Here is a 25,550-nt window from a genome sequence, read left to right as displayed (position 1 = left end):
GGGTGGCCGGGTCAGGCCCGGGTGCTGCGGGCGGTGGTCAGGGTCGGCCGGAGCAGCGAGCCGTGCTCCGGCGGGGGAGAACCCTCGAGGGCGGCGCTCACGAGGTCGAGGCAGGTCTCGGCGATGGCCTCGAAGGGCTGCGCGACCGAGGTGAGGTGGTGCATCGTCGCCGTCTCGGAGCCGTCGAAGCCGACGACGCCGACGTCGCGACCGGGCTCGAGGCCGCGGCGGACGAGGGCGTGGTGGACGCCGAGGGCGAGGACGTCGGAGGCGCAGACGACCGCGTCGCCGGGGGAGAGGTGCTCGAGCAGCGCGGTGGCCGCCGCCGTGGCGTCGTCGAGGTCCTGCTCGGCCACGGCGTCCGGGCCGGCGACGCCGCCGGCGTCGGCGCAGGCCCGGGCCCAGCCCCGGCGCCGGTCGTCACCGACGACCGAGCCCGCCGGCCAGCCGAGGAACGCCACGCGCTCGTAGCCCTGGTCGCGGCAGTGCCGGACGGCGTCCTCGGTGCCGGCGCCGCCGTCGACGTCGACCCAGCGGGTGAACGTCGGGTCGTCCCAGACCCGGCCGAAGGTGGCGTAGGGGATGCCCTGCTCCTCGAGCCACGGCGGGCGCGGGTCCCCGTGGTGGGTCTCCGCGAGGACGAAGGCGTCGACGAGCCGGCCGGCCCACATCGAGCGGTAGCCCTCGAGCATCGGGTGCCCGGACTGCGAGCCGAACGGCACGATGTGGCAGCCGTGGCGGGCGGCGCCGATGCTCAGGGCGGTGAGCACGGGGGCGGTGGTGGCGTTGTGGGCGCCGAGGGTGTGCAGCTCGATGCCGACGGCGCCCGCGCGCCTGCTGCGCAGCGACTGGGCGGAGCTGGAGGCGCGGTAGCCGAGCTCGTCGATGGCGGCGCGCACCCGCTCGAGGGTGTCGGGGCGGACCCGCTCGGGGTTGTTGACCGCGTTGCTCACCGTCTGGCGCGACACGCCGGCGGCCCGCGCGACGTCGTGGATGGTCACGCGGTCTCCGTCGCCGGGCTGCGGGGTCATCGGTCCTCCTCGTCGAGGGTCCTGCGCCTGTGAACGTTCAAACGATCCGCACGGCGGTTGATTTGAACGATCAAATGGATAGGGTCGTCACTGTGCATCGACCTGACACCGGAAGTCAAGAGGCCGCCGTCGACCCCGAGCGCTCGCGCCAGCCGTGGCTCCACGAGCTCGAGGTGGCGGTCCGGGGGCCGGTGACCTGCCTGGCCGCGCGCAGCGGCGACGTCGACGCCGGGTGCGAGGGCGGCGAGGCCACCGGCCTGCTCGTCGACGACCGACGCGTCGTGCACCGGCTCGTGCTGCGGGTCGACGGACGCGCCCCGACCCCGGTCGTCGCGGCGAGCCGCGGCGGCACCACCGAGACCCTCGCCGTCGCCCGCCACCTCGGTGACCCCGGACCCGACCCCACCGTCGAGGTCGCCCGGCACCGCGTGCTCACGGACGACGGCCTCACCGAGTCCGTTGAGGTCCGCAACCGCTCGGCCGAGCCCGTGCGTTGCGTCGTCGAGCTGCTGGTCGCCGGCGACGGCGCCGACCTGCACGACATCAAGCACGGTGTGGCACAGCCGCGTCCGCTGCCGGTCGCCGTGTCCAACGAGGTCGCCTCGTGGTCCGACGAGCGGCACGCGGTGACCGTCCGCGCCGAGGGCGCGCAGGTGTCGGCCGACGGTGCCGACGCGTCCCTGCGGTGGTCGCTCGAGGTCCCGTCGGCGGGAACCCGGACCGTCGTCGCGGAGGTCACCGCCCGGCGCCTCGCGGCCACGGCCTTCGACGCCGACGCCGGGTCCGACGCGCTCGGCTTCGATCTCGTCCACGTCGACGCCGTCGACGCCCGGTTCTCGCGCACCGTCGAGGACGGGCTCGAGGACCTGCGCCACCTCGCGATGCGCGACCCGCTCGCGCCCGCCGACGTCTTCGCCGGCGCCGGCACCCCGTGGTACCTCACCCTCTTCGGGCGCGACGCGGTGTGGGCCGCCCGGCTCTCGCTCCCGTTCGGCACCGACCTCGCCCGCGGCACGCTCCGCGCGCTCGCCCGGCGCCAGGGGCGGCACGACGACCCCGTCACCGCCGAGGCGCCCGGCAAGATCCCGCACGAGATCCGGCGCACCGCGTTCGGCAGCGAGGGCGGCATGGTGCTGCCGACGACCTACTACGGCACCGTCGACGCGACCCCGCTCTGGGTCTGCCTGCTCCACGACGCCTGGCGGTGGGGCATGGACGCCGCGGTCGTCCGCGAGCTCGAGCCCGCCCTGCGCGCGGCGCTCGGCTGGATGGAGCGCGCGGCCGACGGCAGCCCCGACGGCTTCCTGCGCTACCTCGACGAGACGGGGACCGGCCTGGCCAACCAGGGCTGGAAGGACTCCGGCGACTCGATGCGCGACGCCGCCGGGCGCATCGCCGAGGGCCCGATCGCCCTCGTCGAGACCCAGGCCTACGCCGTCGAGGCGGCCCGCGCCGCGGCCGACCTGCTCGAGCAGGTGCTCGGCGCCGACGGCGGCCGCTGGCGCGCCTGGGCCGAGGCCCTCGCGGGCCGCGTCGAGGCGTCGTTCTGGTCCGACACCGGCGGCCGACGGGTGCTCGCGATGGCCCTGGACGGCCGGGGCGCGCCCGTCGACGGCCTCGGCAGCAACATCGGCCACGTCCTCGGCACCGGCACGCTCGGTGCGGCGGGCGAGGCCCGGGTCGCGGCGGCCCTCGCGAGCCCCGACCTGCTCGGCCCGCTCGGCATCTCGACCCTCGCCCGGAGCAACCCGGCGTTCAACCCGATCGGGTACCACACCGGCTCGGTGTGGACCCACGACACCGCGATCTGCGGTCTGGGCCTCGCGCGAGCCGGGTTCCGCGACACCGCAGCCCGGGTGGCCCGGGCCCTCGTCGACGTGTCCGCCGCGAGCGGCTACCGCTGGCCCGAGCTCTACGGCGCGGACCCTTTGCTCGGCCGTCCCGCGCCCTACCCGGCGAGCTGCCGCCCGCAGGCGTGGGCGGCGGCGAGCGCCGGCGCGCTCGTGACGACGGTCCTCGGCCTGCGCGCCGACGTGCCGGCCGGCCGGCTGCACCTCTCGCCCCTCCCGGACGCGCCGTTCGGGGCGCTGCACGTGCGGGGGCTGCGCCTCGGCGACGGGCTCCTGGAGGTCGAGGTCGACGCCGAGGGCCAGGTGCGTGCGGTGCGCGCGCCCGACGGCATCGACGTCGAGGTGGGCTGACCGGCTCGCAGGCCCTCTTGTTAGCGTGACCGTCCGGCCGCGGCGGGGGACAGGTCCTGCCCGGCACGACGGAAGGACCGACCGTGCTCGACGTGCTCTGGGGACTCGGCGGGATGGCCGCCCTCCTGCTGGCCGCCGTGGCCATCTCGACCGACCGCCGGGCCATCCGCCCGCGGACCGTGGCGGCGGCCCTCGGCCTGCAGGTGCTCTTCGGGGTCCTCGTCCTCTACGTCCCGCCGGGTCGCGCTGCCCTCGACGCGGCGACCCGGGCGGTGCAGGCGGTCATCGACTCCTCGAAGGAGGGCATCGCCTTCCTCTTCGGCTCGCTCGTGCCCGAGGACGGGGTGGTCTTCGCGCTGCAGGTGCTGCCGGTCATCGTCTTCTTCGCGGCGCTGACGTCCGTGCTGTACCACTGGAAGGTCCTCCAGCGCGTCGTGCGCGTGCTCGGCTCGGGGCTGCACGTCCTGCTCGGGACCTCGCGCGCCGAGTCGGTCAACGCCGCGACGAACGTCTTCCTCGGCCAGACCGAGGCGCCGCTCGTCATCCGGCCCTACCTGCCGCGGATCTCGACCTCCAGCCTCTTCGCCGTGATGACGGGCGGGCTCGCGACCGTCGCCGGCTCGGTCCTCGTCGGGTACGCGCTGCTCGGCGCGGAGCTCGACCAGCTGATCGCCGCCGCGTTCATGGCGGCGCCCGGCGCGCTGCTCATGGCCAAGATCGTCGTGCCCGAGAGCCAGGAGGTCGACGCCGACGGTGTGCCGGTGCGGGTCGCGGCCGGGGGCGGCGGGGTCGCCGACGACGAGGACGCCCCGGAGGAGGCCGCCGAGCCCGAGGAGGAGGAGCACGTCAACGTCATCGACGCGGCGGCCAACGGCGCCGCGCAGGGGCTCAAGCTGGCCGCCAACATCGGCGCGATGCTCCTCGCGTTCATCTCGCTCATCGCCCTGGTCAACCTGCTGCTCGGCGCCGTCGGCGGGTGGTTCGGGCAGCCCGACCTCACCTTCGAGCGGCTGCTCGGCTGGCTCTTCGCACCGGTGATGTTCCTCGTCGGCGTGCCGTGGGACGAGGCGGTGCGCGCCGGCAGCTTCGTCGGGCAGAAGACGGTCGTCAACGAGTTCGTCGCCTTCAGCAACTTCGGCCCGGTCGCCGACGAGTTCAGCGCGAAGACCAAGGCCATCGTCACGTTCGCCCTCACCGGCTTCGCCAACCTCGGCTCGCTCGCCATCCTCCTCGGCGGCCTCGGCGGGATGGCCCCGAACCGCCGGTCCGAGATCGCGACCTACGGCGTGCGCTCGATCGCGGCGGCGACGCTGGCGAACCTCATGAGCGCGGCGATCGCCGGGATGCTCCTCGCCTGAGCGCGCGAACGAAGGACCGGCTCAGGCCGGGTGCAGCCCGCACTCGGTCTTGCCGAACCCGACCCAGCGCCCGGAGCGCTCGTCGGCGCCGGCCTCGACGCGCTGGGTGCACGGGGCGCAGCCGATCGACGGGTAGCCGTCCGCGAGGAGCAGGTTGACCGGCACACCGTGCTCGAAGGCGTAGGTCGTCACGTCGTCGCCGCTCCACGTGGCCAGCGGGTTGACCTTGACCAGCCCGAACGTCTCGTCGAAGGTCACGACGGGCGTGGTGGCCCGCGTCGGGCCGTCGGCGCGACGGACGCCGGTGGCCCAGCACTCGTAGTCGGCCAGGGCCGCGCGCAGCGGCTCGACCTTGCGCAGGCGGCAGCACTCGGCGGGGTCGCGCTCGAACAGGCGGGGGCCGACGCGGATGTCCTGCTGGGTGACGGACAGCCGCGGGCGGACGTCGACGACGGTGACGTCCAGCTCGGCGGCCACGCGGTCGCGGGTGTCGTACGTCTCGGCGAAGTGGTAGCCGGTGTCACCGAAGAGGACGTCGACGCCCGGCAGGTGCTGCGAGACGAGGTGGGGGAGGACTGCGTCCTGCATGCTGCTCGCGACGGCCAGGCCCTCGCCGAACGCCTCGACGGCCCAGGCGACGACGTCGTCGGCCGCGGCGTCGGGGCCGAGCTCGCGCGCCCCGGACGCGGCGATGGCGCGCAGGGCGCCGGGGTCGCGGCGGGTGGAGGTGCGGGCGGTCGCGGTCATCGGAGCTCCTCCTCGTCGACCCGGTGGACCCAGGACGAGAACGACTCGCTGCCCTCGCGCTGGGCGAGGAAGCGACGGACCAGGCGCTCGACGAGGTCGGGCAGGTCGTCGGCGGTCACCTTGAGGCCGCGGACGGTGCGGCCGAGTCCGGCCTCGTCGCGGTCGGCCGAGGCGAGACCGCCGCCGAGGTGCACCTGGAAGCCGGGCAGCTGCTCGCCATCGACGGTGACCAGCTGGCCCTTGAGGCCGATGTCGGCGACCTGGATGCGGGCGCACGAGTTGGGGCAGCCGTTGACGTTGAGCGTGATGGGGGTGTCGAGCGACGCCGTGACGTCGGCGAGGCGCTGCTCGAGCGTCGCGACGGCGGTGGCCGCCGTCGCCTTGGTCTCGACGATGGCGAGCTTGCAGTACTCGATGCCCGTGCAGGCCATCGTGTTGCGGCGGAACGGGCTGGGGGACACCGAGAGCCCGAGCTCCTCGAGGCCGGCGACGAACGCGTCCAGTCGTTCCGGGGCGACGTCGAGGACGACGAGCTTCTGGTGCGGCGTGAGGCGGACACGGTCGGTGCCGGCGGCCTCCATGAGGTCCGCGAGCCCGGCGAGGACGTCGCCGCTGACCCGGCCGACGACCGGGGCGGCGCCGACGTAGTGGTTGCCGTCCTTCTGGAGGTGGACGCCGACGTGGTCGCCGGGCGTCGTCGGCGTGGGCGGGGGAGGTCCGTCCGGGAGGGCGTACCCGAGGTAGTCCTCCTCGAGGACGCGGCGGAACTCGGCCGCGCCCCACTCGGCGAGAAGGAACTTCAGGCGCGCCTTGGTGCGCAGCCGGCGGTAGCCGTGGTCGCGGAAGATCCGGATGACGCCGAACCACACGTCGGCGGCCTGCTCCTGCGTGACGAACACGCCGAGGCGCTCGGCCAGCCGGGGCGCGGTCGAGAGCCCGCCGCCGACCCAGAGGTCGTAGCCGGCGCCGAGCTCGGGGTGGACGACCCCGACGAGGGAGATGTCGTTGATCTCGTGGACGACGTCGAGGCTCGGGTGGCCCGTGACCGCCGACTTGAACTTGCGCGGCAGGTTGGCGAGGTCGGGGTCCCCGACGAAGCGGGAGACGATCTCGTCGATGACCGGCGTCGGGTCGATGACCTCGTCCGCGGCGATGCCGGCGAGCGGGCTGCCGAGGACGACGCGCGGGGTGTCGCCGCACGCCTCGGTCGTCTGGAGACCGACGGCCTCGAGGCGGCGCCAGATCTCGGGCACGTCCTCGACCCGGATCCAGTGGTACTGGATGTTCTGCCGGTCGCTGATGTCGGCCGTGCCGCGGGCGAACTCCTGCGAGATCCCGGCGACGACGCGCAGCTGGGGCAGGGTCAGGGCCCCGCCGTCGAGCCGGATCCGGAGCATGAAGTACTCGTCGGAGAGCTCGGTGTCGGACAGCTGCGCCGTGCGGCCGCCGTCGATGCCGGGGCGGCGCTGGGTGTACAGGCCCCACCAGCGGAAGCGGCCGGCGAGGTCCTCCGGCGGGATGGAGCCGAAGCCGTCGCGGCTGTAGACGGTCTCGATGCGCTCGCGCACCGACAGGCCGCCCTCCTCCTGCTTCCACACCTCGTTGGCGTTGAGCGGCTCGCGGCCGTCGACGGCCCACTGCCCGTTGGACCGCCCGGTGCGGGGCGGGCGCAGGGCGCGCGACGGGGTGGAGTCGGTGGTGGTCATGAGGTCCTCACGCAGGGGGTGATCACGTTTCGTTGTCCAAGGTATAACACCCCATTATCGTCGCCACCCGGGTCCACCATGTGGTCGCCATCGGTATGATCGAACACGTGTTCGACGACGCGGCTCCGGGTGGTGGGCCTCCGCTGCGGGCCGGCACCCCGGCCGCGCCCGTGCGCCAGCGCTCGGGTGCCGGGGCCACCGGTGCGGGCGGGCCGCCGGGCTGGCCGCAGGGCGTCCCGCCGCCGGGCACGCACGGCTGGGAGCAGCGGGCGGTCGCCTGGCTGCTCGACCACTGCCCGCCGGACTACCGGCTCTACCCGGCGTGGCGGCGCCACCCCGTGGCGCTCGCCTGGCTCGCCGTGCGCCACCTCGACGCGCAGCTCGACGCGATGCGCTCCTCCTACCGCGAGGTGCGGGTCGCGCTCGTCGACGACATCGGCCCCGAGGGGGTCACCCAGGTGCTCGCCGACCTCGAGTGCGAGGGGGTGCGGCTCGTCGCCGCCCGGCGCGCGGCGGGGCTGGTGCTCGACGGGCTGCGCGGCCTCGAGTTCGTCCCCCGCCTCTGACCACGGGCCGGGTCGTCACCGGGGCGACGCGGTTGTTGGCGCGGGACACGGATGTATCCGCGTCCAGGAAGGACTTCCGCGTCATCACTGTGACGACGCGGATGCTCGCGCCTCTAGGAGCGCTCGGCGAGCATCTGCTCCATCAGGGTGATCTCGGCCGTCTGCGCGCGGCGGATGGCGCCGGCGAGGGTGCGCACCTCGTCGGTGCGGGCGTCGGCGAGCGCGGCGTCGGCCATCTGCACCCCGCCCTCGTGGTGGGCGATCATCAGCCGGAGGAAGAGCCGCTCGGCCTCGACCCCGCGGGCGGCGCGCAGCTCGTCGAGCTGCGCGGGCGTCGCCATCCCCGGCATCCCGTCGCCGGAGGCGCCGTGGGCGGCGTGCTCGCCGCCGACCCACGCCATCGGGGCGCGGGAGGCCGTCTGCGGCAGGCCCCACTGGACGAGCCAGCCGTACATCTGGCCGGCCTGCTGCTGCTGGCTCGTGATGATGTCGAAGGCGAGCGTGCGGACGGCCTCGTCGTCGGTGTCGTCGCGCACCGCGAAGGCCATCTCGACGGCCTGGAGGTGGTGGGTCTGCATGTCGCGGGCGAACCCCGCGTCCGCGCCGAAGTCGGTGACCTCGGACGTCGAGGCCAGGCGGCCGACCGCGATCGTGCCGCCGACGCCGACGCCGACGAGGAGGGCGAGGACCGCGACGAGGACGAGGACCCCGCGCGGGCGGGCGGCGGTCGTCACGAGGTCGGCTGGTCGCCGGCGCCGGTCTGCGGGAGGGTGCCGTCGCTGCCGCCGGTGCACGCCGCGCCCGGCTCGGGCGTCTGCGGGCCCTGCCGGTACTCACGGACGAACTCGTCGAGGCGGGCGTCGTCGACGCCGGTCAGGTCGAGCTGCTTCCCCCACGCGGACGCGACGACCGGCGCGCGCAGCCCGTCGACGGGGGAGACGACCATGTACGTGTCCGGCACGCGGTCGACGAGCGTCTGCACCTGCGCCGCGGGCAGGTCCGAGCGGTAGGTGACCCAGACGGCGCCGTGCTCGAGGGAGTGCACGGCCAGCTCGTTCGGCACCGGCTGCGGGTAGACGCCGCAGTTGAGCCAGACCGGGTTGTGGTCGCCACCGACGGGCGGGGTCTGCGCGTAGGTGACCGGGGTCGTCACGTGGTTGGCGCTGACGTCGTCGTAGCTCTTGACGGCGTCGAGGGTGGGGCGCGAGGAGGTGTCGCGCCAGATCGTCACGCCCACCGTCGCGACGATGGCGAGGACGAGCAGCGAGACACCGCCCACGACGAGCAGGCGGGAGCGTCGCTCCTTGGCGCGCTGGGTCTTCTGCACCTCGGCGAGGGCGCGGGCGCGGGACGACGAGGGCACAGGGAGCCTCCTGGGTCGGGCCCACCGGGTGGTGGACGGTTCAACCATCTCCAGCGTCCTGCGCGAGCGGTGAGTTCCCGGTTCGTGGAGGTCTCGTGGAGATCCTTCCCACCCCGCCCCGGGGTGCCGGACGCCGCGACCACAGCACCTAGACTCGTCGGGATACCCGGACCCCGAGGACAGGACGAGGAGGTAGGCGCGTGAGCCTGCTGGAACGGATCGCCGGCCCCCGCGACCTCAAGGCGATCCCCGCGGACCGGCTGCCCGAGCTCGCCGCGGAGATCCGCACCTTCCTCGTCGAGCAGGTCTCGCGCACCGGCGGCCACCTGGGCCCCAACCTCGGTGTCGTCGAGCTGACCATCGCCATCCACCGGGTGTTCGACAGCCCGCACGACGCGGTCGTCCTCGACACCGGGCACCAGTCCTACGTCCACAAGCTGCTCACCGGCCGCCACGACTTCTCCGGCCTGCGCACCGAGGGGGGCCTGTCCGGCTACCCGAGCCGCGCCGAGTCGCCGCACGACGTCGTCGAGAACTCGCACGCGTCGACCTCCCTGTCGTGGGCGCACGGCATCGCCGCCGGCCGCGTCGTGCGCGGCGAGCGCAACCGGCACACCGTCGCGGTCATCGGCGACGGTGCGCTGACCGGTGGGATGGCGTGGGAGGCCATCAACAACATCGCGGCCGAGCAGGACCTGCCGCTCGTCATCGTCGTCAACGACAACGAGCGCTCCTACGCCCCGACCCGCGGCGGCCTCGCCGACCACCTCTCGACGCTGCGCACGACCCGCGGCTACGAGCGGTTCCTCGACTGGGGCAAGCGCAACGTCTCGCGCACCCCGGTCGTCGGCGGCGCGATGTACGAGACGCTGCACGGCGTCAAGAAGGGCATCAAGGACATCGTCGCCCCGCAGGGGATGTTCGAGGACCTCGGCCTCAAGTACGTCGGCCCGATCGACGGCCACGACGAGCCGGCCGTCGAGGCGGCGCTGCGCAAGGCCAAGGCGTTCGGCGGGCCGGTGCTCGTCCACGTCATCACCCAGAAGGGGCGCGGCTACGACCCCGCCGTCTCCGACGAGGCCGACCAGTTCCACGCCGTCGGCGTCATCAACCCCGAGACCGGCCTGCCCCTCGAGATCGCCGGCCGCTCCTGGACCGACGAGTTCTCCGACACGATGGTGCAGATCGGCGAGGAGCGGCCCGACGTCGTCGCGCTCACCGCGGCGATGATGATGCCCGTCGGGCTGCAGCCGTTCTGCGAGCGCTTCCCCGAGCGCACCTTCGACGTCGGCATCGCCGAGCAGCACGCCCTGACGATGGCCGCCGGCCTCGCCTTCTCGGGGCTGCACCCGGTCGTCGCCGTCTACGCGACCTTCCTCAACCGCGCGTTCGACCAGCTGCTCATGGACGCCGCACTGCACAAGGCCGGCGTCACCGTCGTCCTCGACCGCTCGGGCGTCACCGGGCCTGACGGGGCCTCGCACCACGGCATGTGGGACATGACGATCTCCGGCGTCGTGCCCGGCCTGCACCTGGCCGCGCCGCGCGACGGCCAGCAGGTGGCCCGCGCCGTCCGCGAGGCCGTCGACATCGCCGACGCGCCGTCGGTCGTCCGCTTCCCGAAGGGCACGGTGGGGGAGCCCCTGACCGCCGTACGGACCGTCGACGGCGTCGACGTCCTGTCCGAGCCGGACGACGGTGACGTCGACCTGCTGCTCGTCGGCATCGGCTCGATGGTCGCCACCGCGCTCGCAGCGGCCGAGAAGCTGGCCGCCGAGGGGCACCGGGTGCGCGTCGTCGACCCCGTGTGGGCGCTGCCCGTGCCGGCGGCCCTCGCGTCGCTCGCCGGCGCCGCCGGGCGCGTGGCCGTCGTCGAGGACAACGTCGTCGTCGGGGGCATCGGCACGCAGGTCGTCCAGGCGCTGCGCGACGCCGGCCTCGGGCTGCCCGTCGACACCTTCGGCCTGCCCAAGCGCTTCCTCGACCACGCCTCCCGCGGACGGGTCCTCGACGCGGTCGGGCTGACGCCGGACGCCGTCGCCTCTGCCCTGCGCGAGCGCCTGGCCTGAGCGGCGTCGTGGAGAGCCGCCGCGACGAGGTGCGCGCCGCCTACGACGCCATCGCCGAGGACTACGCCGCGACCTTCCCGTCGACCGAGCCCGAGCTGCCGGTCGACCTCGCGATGCTCGACCACTTCGTCGGGCGGGTCGTCGCCGGCGGCGGGGCGCACGTGCTCGACGCCGGCTGCGGCACCGGCCGCATGGCCCGCTACCTCGTCGACCGAGGCCTGTCGGTGGTCGGCGTCGACCTCTCGCCGGGGATGCTCGCGATGGCCCGGCGCGACCACCCGGACCTCGAGCTGTACGAGGGCTCGCTCACCGCACTGCCCCTCGACGACGACTCCGTCGACGGAGTCGTGTTCTGGTACAGCCTGATCCATCTCGCCGACGACGAGCTGCCGCACGCGCTGGCCGAGGCCGTGCGGGTGCTGCGTCCCGGCGGGCACGTCCTCCTCGCCTTCCAGAAGGGCGAGGGGACGTACGACGTCGGGGCCGGCCTGCGGGAGCGCGGTCACCACGTGTCGCTCGTCCGGTGGCACCGCGGTCCGAAGCAGGTGCTGGACGCCCTGGCCGACGCCGGGTTCGTCAAGGAGGCGCGGCTCGTGCGCGAGCCGGTCGGCCGCGAGCGCCACGGTCAGGCGTTCCTGCTCGCCCGCCTCGGCTAGCGTCGCGGTCATGGTCCGCATCGGAGCGATCGTCCTCAGCACCACCGACACCGAGCGCGCCGGCGCGTTCTGGAGCGAGGCGCTCGGCTACGACCGGGGGCCGAACCCCGACTTCCTCGCCCCGCGGGGTGACGGCCCGACACGCCTGCACCTCGACCGCACCGACCGCACCCACCTCGACCTCTGGGTGGACAGCGCGGAGGAGCAGCGCGCCGAGGTCGAGCGCCTCGTCTCGCTCGGGGCGGAGCGCATCGAGTGGGACTACCCCGACGACGCGGACTTCGTCGTGCTCGCCGACCCGACGGGCACGCTCTTCTGCGTCGTCGACGCCGGCCGGTAGATCCGGCTCAGCGGCGGGGCGACGACCCCGGCTCGCCCGCGAGGTCCGCGATGCCCGTGGCCGTCACGAGGTGCAGCCGCTGCACGTCGACGCTCGTCACGTACTCGTCGACCCGGTCGAGGAAGTCACGCGTCGTGGGCTGGGCCTCGTGCTCGCCGAGGGCGGCCTCGTCGTCGTAGAGCTCGTAGAAGATGCGCACGTCCGGCTCGCCCTCGAGCGCGTGCACCGCGTAGGCCAGCGTGCGCGGCTCGTGGGTGGCGATGCCCGCGACCGTCTCGCGCATCATCGCGTCGAACGCCTCGGCCCGCCCGGGCCGCAGCTCGAACCGGACCACCAGGCCGAACCGGGTCATGTGTCGCTCCTCGTCACGTGCCGACCCTTCCACGTCGCGGGGCCGTGCGGCGGGGGAGACTGGGACGCATGTCCGCCGTCAGCGTCCCGTGGTCGGAGGGCTCGTGGACGCACGAGCCCGTGCAGGTCGAGACCGACGCGGAGGACCTCCTCGTGACGGCGGCCGAGGGCTCGGACGCCTGGCAGACCACCTCGTACGGGTTCGTCCACGACTCCGAGCACGCCCTCCTGCGGCCCCTGGACCGGGGCGGTGCGGTCGAGGTGACGTTCACGGTGGCCTTCACCGACCAGTTCGACCAGGCCGGCGTGTTCCTGCGCGCGTCGACGACGCAGTGGGTCAAGGCCGGGGTCGAGCACGTCGACGGCGCCCCCTCCGTCGGGGTGGTCGCGACGAGGGACCGCTCGGACTGGTCGACCTTTCCTGTGCCGTCGTGGGCGGGGCGCCGGGTCACGGTGCGCGCCAGCCGATCCGGAGACGCGGTGACGGTCCGGGCCCGGGTCGACGACGAGCCGTTCGTGATGATCCGCGTCCTGCCGCTCGACCCCGACCTGGACGTGGCGGCCGGCCCCTTCGTCTGCGCGCCCACCCGGTCCGGGCTCACCGTGCGCTTCCACTCGTGGGAGGTCTCTCCCGCGGACGCCACCCTGCACTGAGCGGGCGCTCTCCTACAGCCGGTCGAGCACCTTGCTGACCAGGTACACGAGGGCGCCGAGCGTCACGGAGGTGGTCGTCACGGCAGCACCGACCACGAAGGAGCCCGTCTCGGACAGGGCGGTCACCACGCCGACCACGACGCCGGCGGCAGCGGCCAGCAGACCCAGCCAGACGACGCCGTAGATGCGCGTGTCCGCCGCGTCGAGGTCCTGACGCTCCTGCCCCTCCACCGAGCTCGTCATGGACGGATCGTAGGGTGTGCGGCCCGTCCCGCGCAGCGGTCTAGAGACCCTTGAGGAAGTCGGGGTCGTCGTCCGGACCCTGCGAGCGACGGCGCTCCTGCGCGCGCAGCCACTCCTGCTCGCGGCGGTGGTCCTCCCAGCGCTGCTGCTGGGTGCGCCCCGACCAGGAGTCGCGGGTCGGGCGACCGGCCACGAGCCACGCCACGCCACCGACGATCGGGAACAGCAGGATGATGAAGATCCACGCGAGCTTCGGCAGGTTGCGGATGACGAGCTCGTCGGTCTGGACCGCGTCGATGAGGCAGTAGACGGTCAGGGCGAGCTCGAGCAGCACCGGCAGGTAGCGGATCACGGGGGGCAGCGTCGCACGAGAACCCCCCGCGTCGTCATCCGATCGGGGCAGGTCAGCAGTGCCGGTGCCCGGTTCGTCACAGGGACGGCGCGGAAAGTGGCTCGGGACGGGGATACGAGCGCGTTGTGGACGAACTTCCGCGTCATCACCGTGACGGCGCGGAAGTTCGCTCGACAGCAGGCGCTCAGGCGGGGAAGACGCCGCTCGAGAGGTAGCGGTCGCCGCGGTCGCAGACGACGAAGACGATCGTCGCGTCCTCGACCTCCTGCGCCACCTGCAGGGCCGTCCAGCAGGCGCCGGCCGCCGACGGACCGCCGAAGATGCCCTCCTCACGGGCCAGCCGACGGGCCATCTCCTCGGCGTCGGCCTGGGTCACCTCGACGGTCCGGTCGACCGCGGACGGGTCGAAGATGCGCGGGACGTACGCCGGCGGCCAGGCGCGGATGCCGGGGATCTTCGAGCCCTCGGACGGCTGCGCGCCGACGATCTGCACCTCGGGGTTGCGCGACTTGAGGTAGCGCGAGACGCCGGTGATCGTGCCGGTCGTGCCCATCGCGGAGACGAAGTGCGTGATGCGGCCACCGGTCTGCTCCCACAGCTCCGGCCCGGTCCCGAGCTCGTGGGCCCGGGGGTTGTCCGGGTTGCCGAACTGGTCGAGCACCCGGCCGCGGCCCTCCTGCTCCATCCGCGTCACGACGTCGCGGGCCTCCTCCATCCCGCCGGACGCGGGCGTGAGGACCAGCTCGGCGCCGAACGCCCGCATCGTCTGGGCCCGCTCGACGGAGGCGTCCTCGGGCATGACGATGACCAGCGGGTAGCCGCTGATGGCCGCCGCCATCGCGAGGCCGATGCCCGTGTTGCCGGAGGTGGCCTCGAGCAGCGTGTCGCCGGGGGAGATCTCGCCGCGCGCCTCGGCGCCGCGGATCATGCTGATCGCCGGCCGGTCCTTGACCGAGCCGGCGGGGTTGTTGCCCTCGAGCTTGGCGAGGAGCACGTTGCCGCGCCGGTCGTTCTCCGCCCCGGGGAGCCGCTGCAGACGCACCAGCGGCGTACCGCCGATGACGTCCTCCATCGTGGGGTACGCCGGGGGAGTGGTCACGGCCCCGAGTCTAGGTGGGCGCCACCCCGGCGAACGGCCGGCGTCCGGCTCCGTCGCCTCACCCCACGGGCAGCCCCACCATCTCCAGCGACGCGTCCCACAGCCGGGAGGCGGCCACGGTGTCCTGCAGCGGTGGCCAGAGCGTCTGCTCGGCCGGCGCACCACCGGCGCCGCCGGGGCCTCGCGGCCCGTAGAACCGCCCGCCCGCGTCGGGCGCCGTGGCGGCGAGCAGCGCGGGGAGGGCCGCGCTGTCCGGGGTGCCGGTGAGTCCGACGGCCGACAGGCGGCGGATGACGCGCACCTCGATGCCGTCGCGCGTGCGCCCCGTCTCCGGGCGCGCGGCCAGCAGGCTCGTCGGGGCGACGCCGGGGTGCGAGAGGGCGCTGCTGATGCCCCAGCCGTGGGCGCGGCTGCGTCGGTCGAGCTCCAGCCCGAACAGCCCCGCGGCGATCTTCGACTGCCGGTAGGCCCTCATCGGGTCGTAGGCGCGCTGCCAGTCCAGGTCCTCCCAGTGGATCTCGCCGCGGCGGGCCGCGATGCTCGTCTGAGAGACCACCCGGGCCGCACCCGCCCGCAGGAGCGGGAGGAGGCGCGTCACGAGGGCCACGTGCCCGAGGTGGTTGGTGCCCAGCTGCAGCTCGAAGCCGTCCTGCGTGGTCCGGCGCTCCGGCGGCGTCATGAGGCCGGCGTTGGCGACGAGCAGGTGCAGGGGCGCGCCGTCCGCGAGCATCCGGCCGGCGAGCGCCGCGACCGACTCCAGGGAGGCGAGGTCGAGCGGCTCGAGGGTCAGCCTCGCCCCCGGGACCTCCCGGCGGATGCGGTCGGCGGCGGCCTGGCCCTTGGCCGTGGACCGCACCGGCATGACCACGTCGGCGCCGGCGGCGGCGAGCCGGGTGGCGATGCGCAGCCCGATGCCGTCGCTGGCGCCGGTCACGAGGGCACGGCGTCCGGAGAGGTCGGGCAGGGAGAGGTCGGGGCGGCGGGGCATGGTGGGCTCCTCGGGGAGATCGGCACCCGGGTCGGCGCCTGCCCTCAGCCTCACCGCTCTCGCCGGTCCGAGCCACGGCCTGACGATCCGTGGCTGCCCGGTCCGCCCCGGGGGAGGATGGCGGCATGGTCATCGACAGGGCGGGACTGGCCGACTTCCTCCGGGGGCGGCGCGAGTCGCTGCAGCCCGAGGACGTGGGCCTGCCGCGGGGCGCCCGCCGGCGCACCGGCGGGCTGCGCCGCGAGGAGGTCGCGGCCCTCAGCCACATGTCCGTGGACTACTACGCCCGGATCGAGCGGCAGCGCGGCCCGCAGCCCTCCGAGCAGATGCTGGCCGCCATCGCGCAGGGCCTGCACCTGAGCCGGGCCGAGCGCGACCACCTCTACCGGCTCGGTGGGCACCCGGCACCCGTCCCCGGGTCGGGCACCGACCACGTGAGCCCGGGGATGCTGCGGGTGTTCGACCGGCTCGGTGACACCCCCGCCGAGATCGTCACCGAGCTCGGGGAGACGTTGCGGCAGAACGCTCTCGGTGCGGCTCTCGGGGGTGACGCGAGCCTGCGGACCGGCCCTGCGCGCAGCATCGGCTACCGGTGGTTCACCGACCCCGCGGCCCGACGGCTGCACCCCGAGGAGGACCACGCCTTCTACTCGCGGCTCTACGCCTCGGGCCTGCGGAGCGTCCTCGCGCTGCGCGGACCGGGGTCGCGCGCGGCCGACCTCGCCGAGCGGCTCCTGGCGCAGAGCGAGGAGTTCCGGGACGTGTGGGCGCAGCACGAGGTGGGGCTGCGTCCCCGGGAGGTCAAGCGGTTCCTCAACGCGGAGGTGGGGCTCCTCGAGCTGGGCTGCCAGGTCCTGCTCTCACCCGACGACTCCCACTCGTTGCTCGTCTACACGGCGGCGCCCGGCAGCCCGAGCGACGAGCGGCTGCGTCTGCTCTCCGTCATCGCGTCGCCGCCCTCGCCGGTGGACGACCGCCGTCCTAGGGTGAGGCCGTGATCACCAACCGCTCGGCGCCCCACGCCCGGGTCACGCCGGTGCTGACCGTCGCGGACGTGCGGGCCGCCGTCGCCTGGTACGGCGAGGTGCTCGGCTTCGTCGAGCACGTGCGCATCGGGGAGGGGCACCGCGCGCAGCTGGGGCTGCCCGACGCCCCCGCGGCCGAGCTCGTCGTCGCCGAGGTCCGGCCCGGGCGACGCACCCCGCAGGAGAGCCGCTCGCACCAGGTGATGCTCAAGGTCGAGGACGTCGCCGCCGTCGTCGCGGCGGCGGCCGGATGAGCACCGACCCCGTCGACGCGGCGGCCGAGCGGCGGCGGCAGGCCCGCGAGAACGCCGAGTACCACCACGCGGCGGCGCAGCGGGCGGCCGAGGCCGAGGCCCGACGCACCGCCCCGATGGTCGCGGAGTTCGCCGAGGCGATGCGCGCGGCCGGCGTCGAGCCCACCCGGCTGCGCGCGCGACCCTACAGCGGCAGCGGGACGCTGCGGACCGACGTCGAGGGCTGGTACGTGCGCCGCGACCACCGGGCCGCGGTCGGCACGGACGGGCGCTGGTACGTGCTCGTCGTCGCGCCCAGCCTGCGCGGGCGCCTCAAGGGCATCCACGTGGAGCCGAGCGACGCGCCGCTGCAGGTCGGCGCCGGGGGGCGCGACGGCGACTCGGTGGCGCTCGACGTGCTGCTGCGGCTGCGGCTCGAGGCCGGCCACGACTTCCCCTGACGAGACGTCGCGAGCAGCGGCTCAGCCGGCCTCCGGATGCGCCTGCCGCACCCCGTCGTAGCCGTCGGCGAGGCCGGAGGCCAGCACCTCGACGAGGTCGGCGGCCTCGTCCGGCGCGAGCCGGGTCGTCGCGACGCAGACGTTGTCGCGCCAGACCGAGAGCACCACGACGCCGGCCTCCGGGTGCCACGTCACGCGCAGCGCACGCCCCTCGCCGCGGGCGTCGGCGACGACCGCGCTGCGACCGGGGGCGGAGCGCTCCATCCCCGCAGTGTGCGCCGGGAGAGCACTCGCTGTCGAGGCCCGACGGGGCGCTCAGGCCTCGGGGCGGTGGGTGAACGACGACGCGTACGACGTCTCGCCGACGGCGATCGAGTACTCGCTGTAGTACTCGTCGATGCCGTGGCGCTGCGCCTCGCGGTGGCGCGGGTGGTCGCGCCATGCCCGGTGCGACGCGGCGTCGGCGAACGTGACGATCGTCGCCCGCTCGCCGTCCTCGGCGACGAAGGTCTTCGTCTCGACGAACCCCGGCATCGACCGGGCGAGCCCGGCCACGACGGCGAGCTCGTCCCGGTAGGCACCCTCGTGCTCCGGGCGCAGGCGGTTGCGGAAGACCGTCACCACCTGGCCCGGCAGCGGGCGCTCGACGCCGGTCACGTCAGGACCCTCAGATGTCGCGGAAGGTCTCGATCGTCGCACCGAGGGCGTTGAGGCGCTCGGCGAGGTCCTCGTACCCGCGGTTGATGACGTAGACGTTGCGCAGCACCGAGGTGCCGGGCGCGGCGAGCATCGCGAGGAGCACGACGACGCCGGGGCGCAGTGCCGGCGGGCACATGACCTCGGCGGCGCGCCACTTGGGCGTCGGGCCGGTGATCATCACCCGGTGCGGGTCGAGCAGCTGCACCTGGGCGCCGATCTTCGTCAGCTCGGTGAGGTAGATCGCGCGGTTCTCGTAGACCCAGTCGTGGATCATCGTCGTGCCCTCGGCGCACGCGGCGATGAGGGCGAAGAACGGCAGGTTGTCGATGTTGAGGCCCGGGAAGGGCATCGGGGCGATCTTGTCCACCGGTGCCGTGAGCGGACCGGGGTGGATCGTCAGGTCGACGAGGCGGGTGTGCCCGTTGTTCGCGAGGTACTCCTCGGTGAGGTCGAACTTCAGGCCCATCTCCTCGAGGGTGGCCAGCTCGATCTCGAGGAACTCGATCGGCATCCGCTCGATGGTGATCTCGGAGCCGGTGACCACCGCGGCCGCGATGAGGCTCATCGCCTCGATCGGGTCCTCGGAGGGGAAGTACTCGATGTCGGTGTCGACGCGGCCCACGCCGGTGACGGTGAGGGTCGTCGTGCCGATGCCGTCGATCTCGACGCCGAGCCCGCGCAGGAAGAAGCACAGGTCCTGGACCATGTAGTTCGGGGAGGCGTTGCGGATGACCGTCGTGCCCTCGTAGCGGGCGGCGGCCAGCAGGACGTTCTCGGTCACGGTGTCGCCGCGCTCGGTGAGGACGATGGCGCGCTTCGGGTGGCGGCTGCGGTCGACGGCGGCCTCGTAGAAGCCGTGCGTCGCCGTGACGTCGAGCCCGAAGTGGCGCAGCGCCGACAGGTGCGGTTCGACCGTGCGCGTGCCGAGGTCGCAGCCGCCGGCGTAGGGCAGCTGGAAGTCGTCGTACTCGGCGAGCAGCGGCCCGAGGAACATGATGACGGTGCGCGTGCGGCGGGCGGCCTCGACGTCGATGCCGTCGAGGTCCAGGCGCGCCGGCGGCACGATCTCGAGGTCGTTGCTGTCGGGCAGCCAGCGGACCTTGACGCCGATCGAGGTGAGGACCTCGATGATCCGGTTGACCTCCTCGATGCGCGCGAGGTTGCGTAGCGTCGTGCGGCCCTTGTTGAGCAGGCTGGCGCACAGGAGGGCGACGGCGGCGTTCTTGCTCGTCTTGACGGGGATCGAGCCGGAGAGCTTGTGCCCGCCGACGATCCGCAGGTGCTGGGGACCGGAGTGGCCGAGCGAGACGAACTCGCTGTCGAGCTTCTCGCCGACGCGGGCGAGCATCTCGAGCGAGAGGTTCTGCTTGCCCTGCTCGATCCGGGCGACCGCGCTCTGGCTGGTCCCGAGGAGCTCGGCGAGCTCGCTCTGGGTCAGCCCCTGGTGGCGGCGGGCGTCCCGGATGAGGGTGCCGATCCGGGTCAGGTACGTGTCGGTGGTGGTCGTCACGCAGACCATGGTAGATCAGATATGAGATATCGCGATGTTCGCCACGGGGTGTCCTGGGGGGTCTCTCAGGGAGCTCCGTGACCTGCGACGACGGCACGGACCGGGTGGTCCGTGCCGTCGTCGGGCGGGTCGTGCGGGCGGTCAGGCGGTGACCGGGACGCTCGCGACGCCGTGGGGGAGGACCCGGCGGCCGAGCACACGCTGGGTCACGCCCTCGCGGTCGAGCAGGGGGATGATCCCGCCGTTCCAGAACTGGAAGCCGGCACCGGTGATCATCGCGAGGTCGATGTCCATCGGGGCCTCGACGACGCCCTCGGCGAGCATCAGCCCGACCTCCTCGGCGATGGCGCCGAGCACGCGGGCCCGGACCTCGTCGACGGAGAGCTCGACCGGCTCGGCCGGCTGCTCGCGCATGGCCTCGACCTCGGGGTCGGGCGCCGGGCGGCCGCGCTCGTCGGTGGCGTAGTAGCCGCGCTTGCCGGCCTCGACGATGCGCCGCAGCGTCGGGGAGACGAAGAAGCGGTCACCGAACGCGCGGTGCAGGGTCTCGCTGTTGTGCAGCGCGATGGCCGGGCCGACGAGGCCGAGCAGGACGAACGGCGGCATCGGCGCGAGGCCGGCGACGGCGCGGTCCGCGACGGCGACCGGGGTGCCCTGGTCGACGACCCGCGAGTACTCGCCCATGAAGCGGCCGAGCAGGCGGTTGACGACGAACGACGCCGAGTCCTTGGAGCGGATGCACGTCTTCTTCAGGCCCTTGCCCACCGCGAAGCCGGTGGCCAGGGTCGTCTCGTCGGTGTGCTCGCCGGGGATGACCTCGAGCAGCGGCATGACCGCGACGGGGTTGAAGAAGTGCAGGCCGACGACCCGCTCGGGGTGCGTGAGCCCGCTCGCCATCTCGGTGATGGACAGCGACGAGGTGTTGGTCGCGAGGACGCACTCGGCGGAGACGACGGCCTCGACCTCGGCGAAGACCTGCTGCTTGACCGACATCTCCTCGAAGACGGCCTCGATGACGAGGTCGGCGTCGGCGAAGCCGTCCTTGCTCGTCGAGCCGGTGACCAGGCCCTTGAGGAAGGACGCCTTGTCGGGGGAGACCCGGCGCTTGGCGAGCAGCTGGTCGACCTCGTGGTGCACGTAGCCGACGCCCTTGGTCACGCGCTCCTCGTCGAGGTCGGTCATGACGACCGGCACCCCGAGGCGGCGCGCGAAGAGGAGCGCGAGCTGGCTGGCCATGAGCCCTGCGCCGACGACGCCGACCTTCGTGACCGGGCGGGCGAGCGCCTTGTCGGGGGCACCGGCCGGCCGCTTGGCCCGCTTCTGGACGAGGTCGAAGGCGTAGAGGCCGGCCCGCAGCTCGTCGGACATGATGAGGTCGCCGAGCGCCTCGTCCTCGGCCGCGAAGGCGTCCTCGCGCGACGCGGTGCGCGCGGCCCGGACGAGCTGCACCGCCCGCAGCGCGCCGGTGGCCCGTCCGCCGGTCTTCGCGACGACGAGCTTGCCGGCGCGGTCGCACGCGGCGTCCCACGCCTCGGCGGAGCGGTCGACCTCGGCGCGCTCGACGGTGACGGCGCCGGTCAGCACGCCGGCCGCCCAGCGCAGCGAGTCCTCGAGGAAGTCGGCCGGCGGGAGGAGGACGTCGGCGATGCCCATCGCGGCGACGTCCTTCGCGGAGAGCATCCGGTTCTGCGACAGCGGGTTCTCGATGACGACCTTGAGGGACGCCTCGGCGCCGACGAGGTTCGGGAGCATCCAGCAGCCGCCCCAGCCGGGGACGAGCCCGAGGAAGGTCTCGGGGAGGGCGAAGGCGGGGACGCCGGCCGAGATGGTCCGGTGGTCGGCCGCGAGCGCGAGCTCGACGCCGCCGCCCATCGCCGCGCCGTTGACGAACGCGAACGTCGGCACGGGCAGGTCCATGAGGGTCGCGAAGGCGCGGTGGCCGGCCTGCGCGATCTCGACGGCCTGGCTGCGGTCGGTGACGTACGGGATGCCGGACAGGTCGGCGCCGACGGCGAAGACGAACGGCTTGCCGGTGACGCCGACGGCCTGGATCTCGCCGGCCTCCGCGCGGGCCCGCAGGGTGTCGAGCGTGGTCTGGAGCCCGGCGACGCCCTCGGGGCCGAAGGTGTTGGGGCGGGTGTGGTCCTTGCCGTTGTCGAGCGTGACGAGGGCGAGGGTGCCGGCGCCGCCGGGGAGCGTGACGTCCTGCACGGGGGTGCGGGTGACGACCTCGGCGGGCAGGGCGGGGGCCTGGGTGGTGGTGGTCATGGCTCAGGCGTCCTTCCGGTAGTCCGCGTGGTTCGGGTTCTCCCAGATGACGCAGCCGCCCATCCCGATGCCGATGCACATCGCGGTGAGGCCGTAGCGCACCTCGGGGTGCTCCTCGAAGTGGCGGGCGAGCTGGGTCATGAGGCGCACGCCGGAGGACGCGAGCGGGTGGCCGGTGGCGATGGCGCCGCCCCACGGGTTGACGCGCTCGTCGTCGTCGGCGATGCCGAAGTGGTCGAGGAAGGAGAGGACCTGCACGGCGAAGGCCTCGTTGAGCTCGAAGAGGCCGATGTCGTCGATGGTCAGGCCCGCCTTGGCGAGGGCCTTCTCGGTCGCGGGGACCGGGCCGATGCCCATGACCTCGGGCTCGACGCCGACGAAGGCGTGCGAGACCAGGCGCATCCGGACCGGGAGGCCGAGCTCGTCGGCGGCCGCCTGGCTCGCGAGGAGGCAGGCCGTGGCGCCGTCGTTGAGGCCCGCCGCGTTGCCGGCGGTCACGTTGCCGTGCGGGCGGAACGGGGTCTTGAGCCCGGCGAGCTCCTCGAGGGTCGTGCCGGGGCGCGGCGGCTCGTCGGCGGTCGCGAGGCCCCAGCCCTTCTCGACGTGGCGGGTCGCGACGGGCACGAGGTCGGGCTGGACCTTGCCGGCCTCGTAGGCGGCGGCGAGCTTGCGCTGGCTGCCGACGGCGAACGCGTCCGAGCGCTCCTTGGTCAGCTGCGGGAAGCGGTCGTGGAGGTTCTCGGCGGTCTTGCCCATGACGAGGGCGGACTCGTCGACGAGGCGCTCGGCGACGATCCGCGGGTTGGGGTCGACGCCCTCGCCCATCGGGTGACGGCCCATGTGCTCGACGCCACCGGCGACGGCGATGTCGATGGCCCCGACGCCGATGGCCGACGACACGGTCGTCACGGCGGTCATCGCGCCGGCGCACATCCGGTCGATCGAGTAGCCCGGCGTCGACTTCGGCAGCCCGGACAGCAGCGCCGTCATCCGGCCGAGGGTCAGGCCCTGGTCGCCGATCTGCGTCGTCGCGGCGATGGCGACCTCCTCGACCCGCTCGGCCGGGAGCTCGGGGTGGCGCCGCAGCAGCTCGCGGACGCACTTGATGACGAGGTCGTCGGCGCGGGTCTGGGCGTACATGCCCTTCTCGCCGGCCTTGCCGAAGGGGGTGCGGACGCCGTCGACGAAGACGACCTCCTGGAGCTCACGGGGCACGAGGTGGCCTCCCTGGTCGGGGACGTGGGACCGCCCGGCGGGGACCGGGCTGCGTCGATCCTACTAAGCAAGCGCTCAGTCATCGAGAGGCACCGGGGTGACCGGGGTCACGCGCCGTAGCCTGAGGGGCATGGACGAGCGCGGGTGGACCACCGTCGACGACGTCGAGGCGCTCGCCGCGCTCGTCGGGGAGCCGGCCCGGCGGGCCGTCGAGAAGGAGCGCGACCACCTGCTCGACGTCGACCTCGCGTGGCTGCGGGCGGCGCCGTTCTGCGTCCTGGCCACCGCGGGCGCCGACGGCGCGTGCGACGCCTCGCCGAAGGGCGACCCCGCCGGGCGCCTGGTCCACGTCCTCGACCGCCGCACGATCGCCGTGGCGGAGCGCCCGGGCAACCGCCGCGTCGACGGCTACCGCAACGTGCTGGCCAACCCGCACGTCGGCCTGCTCTTCCTCGTGCCCGGCCGCGGCGACACGCTGCGCGTCAACGGCCGCGCCCGGCTGGTCGCCGACGCGCCGTTCCTCGACGAGATGACGGTGCGCGGCCACCGACCGCTGCTCGCCCTCGTCGTCGACGTCGAGCAGGTGTTCTTCCACTGCAGCAAGGCGTTCCTGCGCGCCGGCCTCTGGGAGCCGGAGACGTGGCGGCCCTTCGACGAGGTGCCGCGGCGGGCGGTCATCGCGCACGACGTCGAGCCCGACGGCCGCAGCCTCGAGGAGCTCGACGCCTACTACGGGCCGGCGTACGCCGAGGGCCTCTACGGCTGAGGGTGCGGGACTCGCGGTTTGCCACCATGGACGGGACCGACCCCTGACCTGCGGGAGGAGAAGACCGTGGAGCTGACGCTGCCCTGGACCGACGACGAGCTCGTGCTGCGCAACCGCTACGAGACGCTGAGCATCGTCAACGACCTCCTCATCGCCGTCTGGTTCCTCGTCGGGAGCATCCTGTTCTTCCGGGAGTCGACGACGTACGCGGGCACCTGGTTCTTCGTCGTCGGCTCGGCCCAGCTGATGCTCAGGCCCTCGATCCGGCTGTCCCGGCGCATCCACCTGCGGCGCCACCGGCAGCGGCACGGCGGGAGCGGGCCGACCGAGAGCAGCCAGGACTTCTGAGCGAGGCGGCCGGCCTCGCAGGGGTGGCCGAGGAGGCTGCCGTCAGGAGTCGGGGTGCGCCTCGAAGGCCGCGACGAGCATCGGCGCGACGACGTCGGCCTGCCAGCGGCGCACGCCGTAGGCGGCCAGCGCGGCCGAGAAGGCCTCGACGTCGCGCTGCTCCGGCGGCGTCCAGACGACGCGGCGCAGCGGGTCGGGGGAGCAGACGTTCTCGACGGGGATGCTGTGCTCCTCGGCGAACTCGGTGAGGGCGGCGCGCGTCGCCGAGAGCCTGGCCGCGGCCGCGGGGTTCTTGTCGGCCCACACGCGCGGCGGTGGGGGGCCGTCCGACGGCAGGGTCCGCGGCGGCAGCTTCTCCTCCGGGAGGGCGACCGCCCGCTCGACCGCCTCGACCCACTGCCGGCCGTAGCGCTTGATGGCGCGGTGGCCGGACGGCAGGGCCGCGGTGTCGCGGGGGAGCGCGGCCGCGATGTCGACGAGCGCGGCGTCAGGCAGCACGCGGCCGACCGAGGTGTCGCGCTCGCGGGCGATCGTGTCGCGGGCGTACCAGAGCTCGCGGATGACGCCGACGGCCCGGCGCGAGCGCAGCGTGTTGATGCCGGAGGTGCGCCGCCACGGGTCGACGCGCTCGGTCGGGGCCCAGGTCAGCAGCGCGGTGAACTCCTGGCGCGCCCACTCGTCCTTGCCCTGGGCAGCGAGGTCGACGCCCATGAGGTTGCGCAGCTCGCCGAGGACCTCGACGTCGAGCGCCGCGTAGCGCAGCCACGGGTCGGGCAGCGGGCGGGTGGACCAGTCGACCGCGGAGTGCTCCTTGGCCAGGCGCAGCCCGAGGTAGTGCTCGACCACGGCGGCGAGGCCGACCCGCGGCAAGCCGAGGATGCGGGCCGCGAGCTCGGTGTCGAACAGCTGGCGCGGGCGCAGGCCGACCTCGGCGAGGCAGGCGAGGTCCTGGGTGGCGGCGTGGAGGATCCACTCGGCGGCGCCGATCGCGTCGTTGACCGGTGTGAGGTCGGGGACGGCGACGGGGTCGATGAGCCAGGTGCCCGAGCCCTCGCGGCGCAGCTGCACGAGGTAGGCGCGCTGGCCGTAGCGGTAGCCGGACGCACGCTCGGCGTCGATCGCGACCGGGCCGACGCCCGCGGCGATGGCGGCGGCGGCCTCGTCCAGGCCTCGCTCGGTCTCGACGACGGAGGGCACTCCCTCGGCCGGCTCCTCGAGCGGCACGGGCTCCGCGACGGGGGTGGCGGGCACGTGGTCGTCCTCCGGGGTCGGGTCGGTGTGGGGGGTCTCCTGGCTCATCC

28 protein-coding genes are annotated in these 25,550 nt (G+C 74.1%); 12 read left to right on the top strand and 16 right to left on the bottom strand.

Annotation, left to right across the window (positions count from 1 at the left end):
- Positions 1–11: 11 nt before the first annotated feature.
- On the bottom strand, positions 12–1,031 hold the full coding sequence (locus tag KMZ30_RS03665; RefSeq protein WP_215511538.1) for a LacI family DNA-binding transcriptional regulator: 1,020 nt from the start codon (positions 1,029–1,031) through the stop codon (positions 12–14).
- A gap of 92 nt (positions 1,032–1,123) precedes the next feature.
- On the opposite strand from KMZ30_RS03665, the gene KMZ30_RS03660 reads away from it, so the two are divergent.
- Complete coding sequence (locus KMZ30_RS03660; protein WP_215511539.1) at positions 1,124–3,232, top strand: amylo-alpha-1,6-glucosidase; 2,109 nt, start codon at positions 1,124–1,126, stop codon at positions 3,230–3,232.
- Positions 3,233–3,315: 83 nt separating this feature from the next.
- Complete coding sequence (locus tag KMZ30_RS03655) at positions 3,316–4,590, top strand: NupC/NupG family nucleoside CNT transporter (RefSeq protein WP_308279554.1); 1,275 nt, start codon at positions 3,316–3,318, stop codon at positions 4,588–4,590.
- 21 nt (positions 4,591–4,611) lie between these two features.
- On the opposite strand, the gene KMZ30_RS03650 is transcribed toward KMZ30_RS03655, so the two are convergent.
- The gene (locus tag KMZ30_RS03650; protein ID WP_215511540.1) at positions 4,612–5,337 is read right to left on the bottom strand and encodes a phosphoadenylyl-sulfate reductase; all 726 of its coding nucleotides are present in this window, start codon (positions 5,335–5,337) and stop codon (positions 4,612–4,614) included.
- Entirely contained in the window at positions 5,334–7,043 is a 1,710-nt protein-coding gene (locus KMZ30_RS03645; RefSeq protein WP_215511541.1) for a nitrite/sulfite reductase, read from the bottom strand. Before KMZ30_RS03645 ends, KMZ30_RS03650 begins: the two co-directional genes overlap by 4 nt.
- Before the next feature lie 107 nt (positions 7,044–7,150).
- On the opposite strand from KMZ30_RS03645, the gene KMZ30_RS03640 reads away from it, so the two are divergent.
- Entirely contained in the window at positions 7,151–7,609 is a 459-nt protein-coding gene (locus KMZ30_RS03640) for a hypothetical protein (protein ID WP_308279555.1), read from the top strand.
- A gap of 113 nt (positions 7,610–7,722) precedes the next feature.
- On the opposite strand, the gene KMZ30_RS03635 is transcribed toward KMZ30_RS03640, so the two are convergent.
- Together KMZ30_RS03635 and KMZ30_RS03630 are read right to left on the bottom strand one after the other, a co-directional pair.
- Positions 7,723–8,343 (bottom strand): DUF305 domain-containing protein, encoded by a 621-nt coding sequence (locus KMZ30_RS03635; protein ID WP_215511542.1) that lies wholly within the window; start codon positions 8,341–8,343, stop codon positions 7,723–7,725.
- Positions 8,340–8,972 carry a thioredoxin-like domain-containing protein gene (locus KMZ30_RS03630; RefSeq protein ID WP_308279556.1) on the bottom strand — a complete coding sequence of 211 codons (633 nt, stop codon included), beginning with the start codon at positions 8,970–8,972 and terminating at the stop codon, positions 8,340–8,342. Before KMZ30_RS03630 ends, KMZ30_RS03635 begins: the two co-directional genes overlap by 4 nt.
- 200 nt (positions 8,973–9,172) lie before the next feature.
- On the opposite strand from KMZ30_RS03630, the gene dxs reads away from it, so the two are divergent.
- Genes dxs through KMZ30_RS03615 form a run of 3 tightly spaced genes read left to right on the top strand, consistent with a single transcriptional unit; the run spans position 9,173 to position 12,037 of the window.
- Positions 9,173–11,041 carry a 1-deoxy-D-xylulose-5-phosphate synthase gene (dxs, locus tag KMZ30_RS03625; RefSeq protein WP_215511544.1) on the top strand — a complete coding sequence of 623 codons (1,869 nt, stop codon included), beginning with the start codon at positions 9,173–9,175 and terminating at the stop codon, positions 11,039–11,041.
- Positions 11,042–11,049: 8 nt separating this feature from the next.
- On the top strand, positions 11,050–11,697 hold the full coding sequence (locus KMZ30_RS03620; protein WP_308279557.1) for a class I SAM-dependent DNA methyltransferase: 648 nt from the start codon (positions 11,050–11,052) through the stop codon (positions 11,695–11,697).
- 10 nt (positions 11,698–11,707) lie between these two features.
- Positions 11,708–12,037: a VOC family protein gene (locus KMZ30_RS03615; RefSeq protein WP_215511545.1), complete on the top strand. Its 330-nt coding sequence runs from the start codon at positions 11,708–11,710 to the stop codon at positions 12,035–12,037.
- Between the two features lie 7 nt (positions 12,038–12,044).
- Here KMZ30_RS03615 and KMZ30_RS03610 read toward each other — a convergent pair whose 3' ends face one another.
- Positions 12,045–12,389 (bottom strand): putative quinol monooxygenase, encoded by a 345-nt coding sequence (locus tag KMZ30_RS03610; protein ID WP_215511546.1) that lies wholly within the window; start codon positions 12,387–12,389, stop codon positions 12,045–12,047.
- Positions 12,390–12,457: 68 nt separating this feature from the next.
- Between KMZ30_RS03610 and KMZ30_RS03605 the strand changes: the two genes are divergently transcribed.
- On the top strand, positions 12,458–13,042 hold the full coding sequence (locus tag KMZ30_RS03605) for a DUF1349 domain-containing protein (RefSeq protein ID WP_215511547.1): 585 nt from the start codon (positions 12,458–12,460) through the stop codon (positions 13,040–13,042).
- A 12-nt stretch (positions 13,043–13,054) separates the two neighbouring features.
- Here the strand turns inward: KMZ30_RS03605 and KMZ30_RS03600 are convergent, their stop codons facing one another.
- The 4 genes from KMZ30_RS03600 to KMZ30_RS03585 form a co-directional block, all read right to left on the bottom strand.
- Positions 13,055–13,285 (bottom strand): hypothetical protein, encoded by a 231-nt coding sequence (locus tag KMZ30_RS03600; protein ID WP_215511548.1) that lies wholly within the window; start codon positions 13,283–13,285, stop codon positions 13,055–13,057.
- Between the two features lie 40 nt (positions 13,286–13,325).
- The gene (locus tag KMZ30_RS03595; RefSeq protein ID WP_215511549.1) at positions 13,326–13,637 is read right to left on the bottom strand and encodes a PLD nuclease N-terminal domain-containing protein; all 312 of its coding nucleotides are present in this window, start codon (positions 13,635–13,637) and stop codon (positions 13,326–13,328) included.
- Positions 13,638–13,821: 184 nt separating this feature from the next.
- Positions 13,822–14,736, bottom strand: a complete 915-nt coding sequence (gene cysM, locus KMZ30_RS03590; protein ID WP_215511550.1) for a cysteine synthase CysM — start codon at positions 14,734–14,736, stop codon at positions 13,822–13,824.
- Between the two features lie 58 nt (positions 14,737–14,794).
- Positions 14,795–15,724 (bottom strand): SDR family oxidoreductase, encoded by a 930-nt coding sequence (locus KMZ30_RS03585; protein WP_215511551.1) that lies wholly within the window; start codon positions 15,722–15,724, stop codon positions 14,795–14,797.
- Positions 15,725–15,849: 125 nt separating this feature from the next.
- Between KMZ30_RS03585 and KMZ30_RS03580 the strand changes: the two genes are divergently transcribed.
- The 3 genes from KMZ30_RS03580 to KMZ30_RS03570 are packed head-to-tail and all read left to right on the top strand — an operon-like array spanning position 15,850 to position 17,443.
- Positions 15,850–16,722 (top strand): helix-turn-helix transcriptional regulator, encoded by an 873-nt coding sequence (locus tag KMZ30_RS03580; protein WP_215511552.1) that lies wholly within the window; start codon positions 15,850–15,852, stop codon positions 16,720–16,722.
- A complete protein-coding gene (locus tag KMZ30_RS03575; RefSeq protein WP_215511553.1) occupies positions 16,719–17,003 on the top strand; it encodes a VOC family protein in 285 nt (94 codons plus the stop codon). The genes KMZ30_RS03580 and KMZ30_RS03575 overlap by 4 nt, the downstream gene beginning before the upstream one ends.
- Positions 17,000–17,443, top strand: coding sequence for a hypothetical protein (locus tag KMZ30_RS03570; protein WP_215511554.1), 444 nt, complete (start codon positions 17,000–17,002; stop codon positions 17,441–17,443). The genes KMZ30_RS03575 and KMZ30_RS03570 overlap by 4 nt, the downstream gene beginning before the upstream one ends.
- A gap of 21 nt (positions 17,444–17,464) precedes the next feature.
- Here the strand turns inward: KMZ30_RS03570 and KMZ30_RS03565 are convergent, their stop codons facing one another.
- From KMZ30_RS03565 to KMZ30_RS03545, 5 genes are all read right to left on the bottom strand, one after another.
- Positions 17,465–17,707 (bottom strand): hypothetical protein, encoded by a 243-nt coding sequence (locus KMZ30_RS03565; protein WP_215511555.1) that lies wholly within the window; start codon positions 17,705–17,707, stop codon positions 17,465–17,467.
- 51 nt (positions 17,708–17,758) lie between these two features.
- Positions 17,759–18,100 carry an antibiotic biosynthesis monooxygenase family protein gene (locus tag KMZ30_RS03560; RefSeq protein WP_215511556.1) on the bottom strand — a complete coding sequence of 114 codons (342 nt, stop codon included), beginning with the start codon at positions 18,098–18,100 and terminating at the stop codon, positions 17,759–17,761.
- 10 nt (positions 18,101–18,110) lie between these two features.
- The gene (locus KMZ30_RS03555; protein ID WP_308279558.1) at positions 18,111–19,652 is read right to left on the bottom strand and encodes a helix-turn-helix domain-containing protein; all 1,542 of its coding nucleotides are present in this window, start codon (positions 19,650–19,652) and stop codon (positions 18,111–18,113) included.
- A 141-nt stretch (positions 19,653–19,793) separates the two neighbouring features.
- Positions 19,794–21,920: a 3-hydroxyacyl-CoA dehydrogenase NAD-binding domain-containing protein gene (locus KMZ30_RS03550; RefSeq protein ID WP_215511558.1), complete on the bottom strand. Its 2,127-nt coding sequence runs from the start codon at positions 21,918–21,920 to the stop codon at positions 19,794–19,796.
- Between the two features lie 3 nt (positions 21,921–21,923).
- Entirely contained in the window at positions 21,924–23,135 is a 1,212-nt protein-coding gene (locus KMZ30_RS03545; protein WP_030529026.1) for a thiolase family protein, read from the bottom strand.
- A 130-nt stretch (positions 23,136–23,265) separates the two neighbouring features.
- Between KMZ30_RS03545 and KMZ30_RS03540 the strand changes: the two genes are divergently transcribed.
- On the top strand, positions 23,266–23,901 hold the full coding sequence (locus tag KMZ30_RS03540; protein WP_215511559.1) for a pyridoxamine 5'-phosphate oxidase family protein: 636 nt from the start codon (positions 23,266–23,268) through the stop codon (positions 23,899–23,901).
- A 66-nt stretch (positions 23,902–23,967) separates the two neighbouring features.
- Entirely contained in the window at positions 23,968–24,249 is a 282-nt protein-coding gene (locus KMZ30_RS03535; protein ID WP_308279559.1) for a YrhK family protein, read from the top strand.
- Between the two features lie 42 nt (positions 24,250–24,291).
- Here the strand turns inward: KMZ30_RS03535 and KMZ30_RS03530 are convergent, their stop codons facing one another.
- Positions 24,292–25,548 (bottom strand): ribonuclease D, encoded by a 1,257-nt coding sequence (locus KMZ30_RS03530; RefSeq protein WP_215511560.1) that lies wholly within the window; start codon positions 25,546–25,548, stop codon positions 24,292–24,294.
- Positions 25,549–25,550: the final 2 nt, after the last annotated feature.

It is taken from the genome of Phycicoccus mangrovi (assembly GCF_018729305.1).
GTDB lineage: Bacteria > Actinomycetota > Actinomycetes > Actinomycetales > Dermatophilaceae > Phycicoccus > Phycicoccus jejuensis.
Note: the sequence above shows the minus strand (reverse complement) of the source record. Positions and strands in the feature narration are given on the sequence as shown.

Coding starts and splice junctions, on each gene's coding strand:
- KMZ30_RS03665 (WP_215511538.1), bottom strand. CDS start 1,031: ATGACCCCGCAGCCCGGCGACGGAGACCGCGTGACCATCCACGACGTC.
- KMZ30_RS03540 (WP_215511559.1), top strand. CDS start 23,266: ATGGACGAGCGCGGGTGGACCACCGTCGACGACGTCGAGGCGCTCGCC.
- KMZ30_RS03585 (WP_215511551.1), bottom strand. CDS start 15,724: ATGCCCCGCCGCCCCGACCTCTCCCTGCCCGACCTCTCCGGACGCCGT.
- KMZ30_RS03610 (WP_215511546.1), bottom strand. CDS start 12,389: ATGACCCGGTTCGGCCTGGTGGTCCGGTTCGAGCTGCGGCCCGGGCGG.
- KMZ30_RS03600 (WP_215511548.1), bottom strand. CDS start 13,285: ATGACGAGCTCGGTGGAGGGGCAGGAGCGTCAGGACCTCGACGCGGCG.
- KMZ30_RS03615 (WP_215511545.1), top strand. CDS start 11,708: ATGGTCCGCATCGGAGCGATCGTCCTCAGCACCACCGACACCGAGCGC.
- KMZ30_RS03645 (WP_215511541.1), bottom strand. CDS start 7,043: ATGACCACCACCGACTCCACCCCGTCGCGCGCCCTGCGCCCGCCCCGC.
- KMZ30_RS03530 (WP_215511560.1), bottom strand. CDS start 25,548: ATGAGCCAGGAGACCCCCCACACCGACCCGACCCCGGAGGACGACCAC.
- KMZ30_RS03580 (WP_215511552.1), top strand. CDS start 15,850: ATGGTCATCGACAGGGCGGGACTGGCCGACTTCCTCCGGGGGCGGCGC.
- KMZ30_RS03570 (WP_215511554.1), top strand. CDS start 17,000: ATGAGCACCGACCCCGTCGACGCGGCGGCCGAGCGGCGGCGGCAGGCC.
- KMZ30_RS03565 (WP_215511555.1), bottom strand. CDS start 17,707: ATGGAGCGCTCCGCCCCCGGTCGCAGCGCGGTCGTCGCCGACGCCCGC.
- KMZ30_RS03650 (WP_215511540.1), bottom strand. CDS start 5,337: ATGACCGCGACCGCCCGCACCTCCACCCGCCGCGACCCCGGCGCCCTG.
- KMZ30_RS03550 (WP_215511558.1), bottom strand. CDS start 21,920: ATGACCACCACCACCCAGGCCCCCGCCCTGCCCGCCGAGGTCGTCACC.
- KMZ30_RS03605 (WP_215511547.1), top strand. CDS start 12,458: ATGTCCGCCGTCAGCGTCCCGTGGTCGGAGGGCTCGTGGACGCACGAG.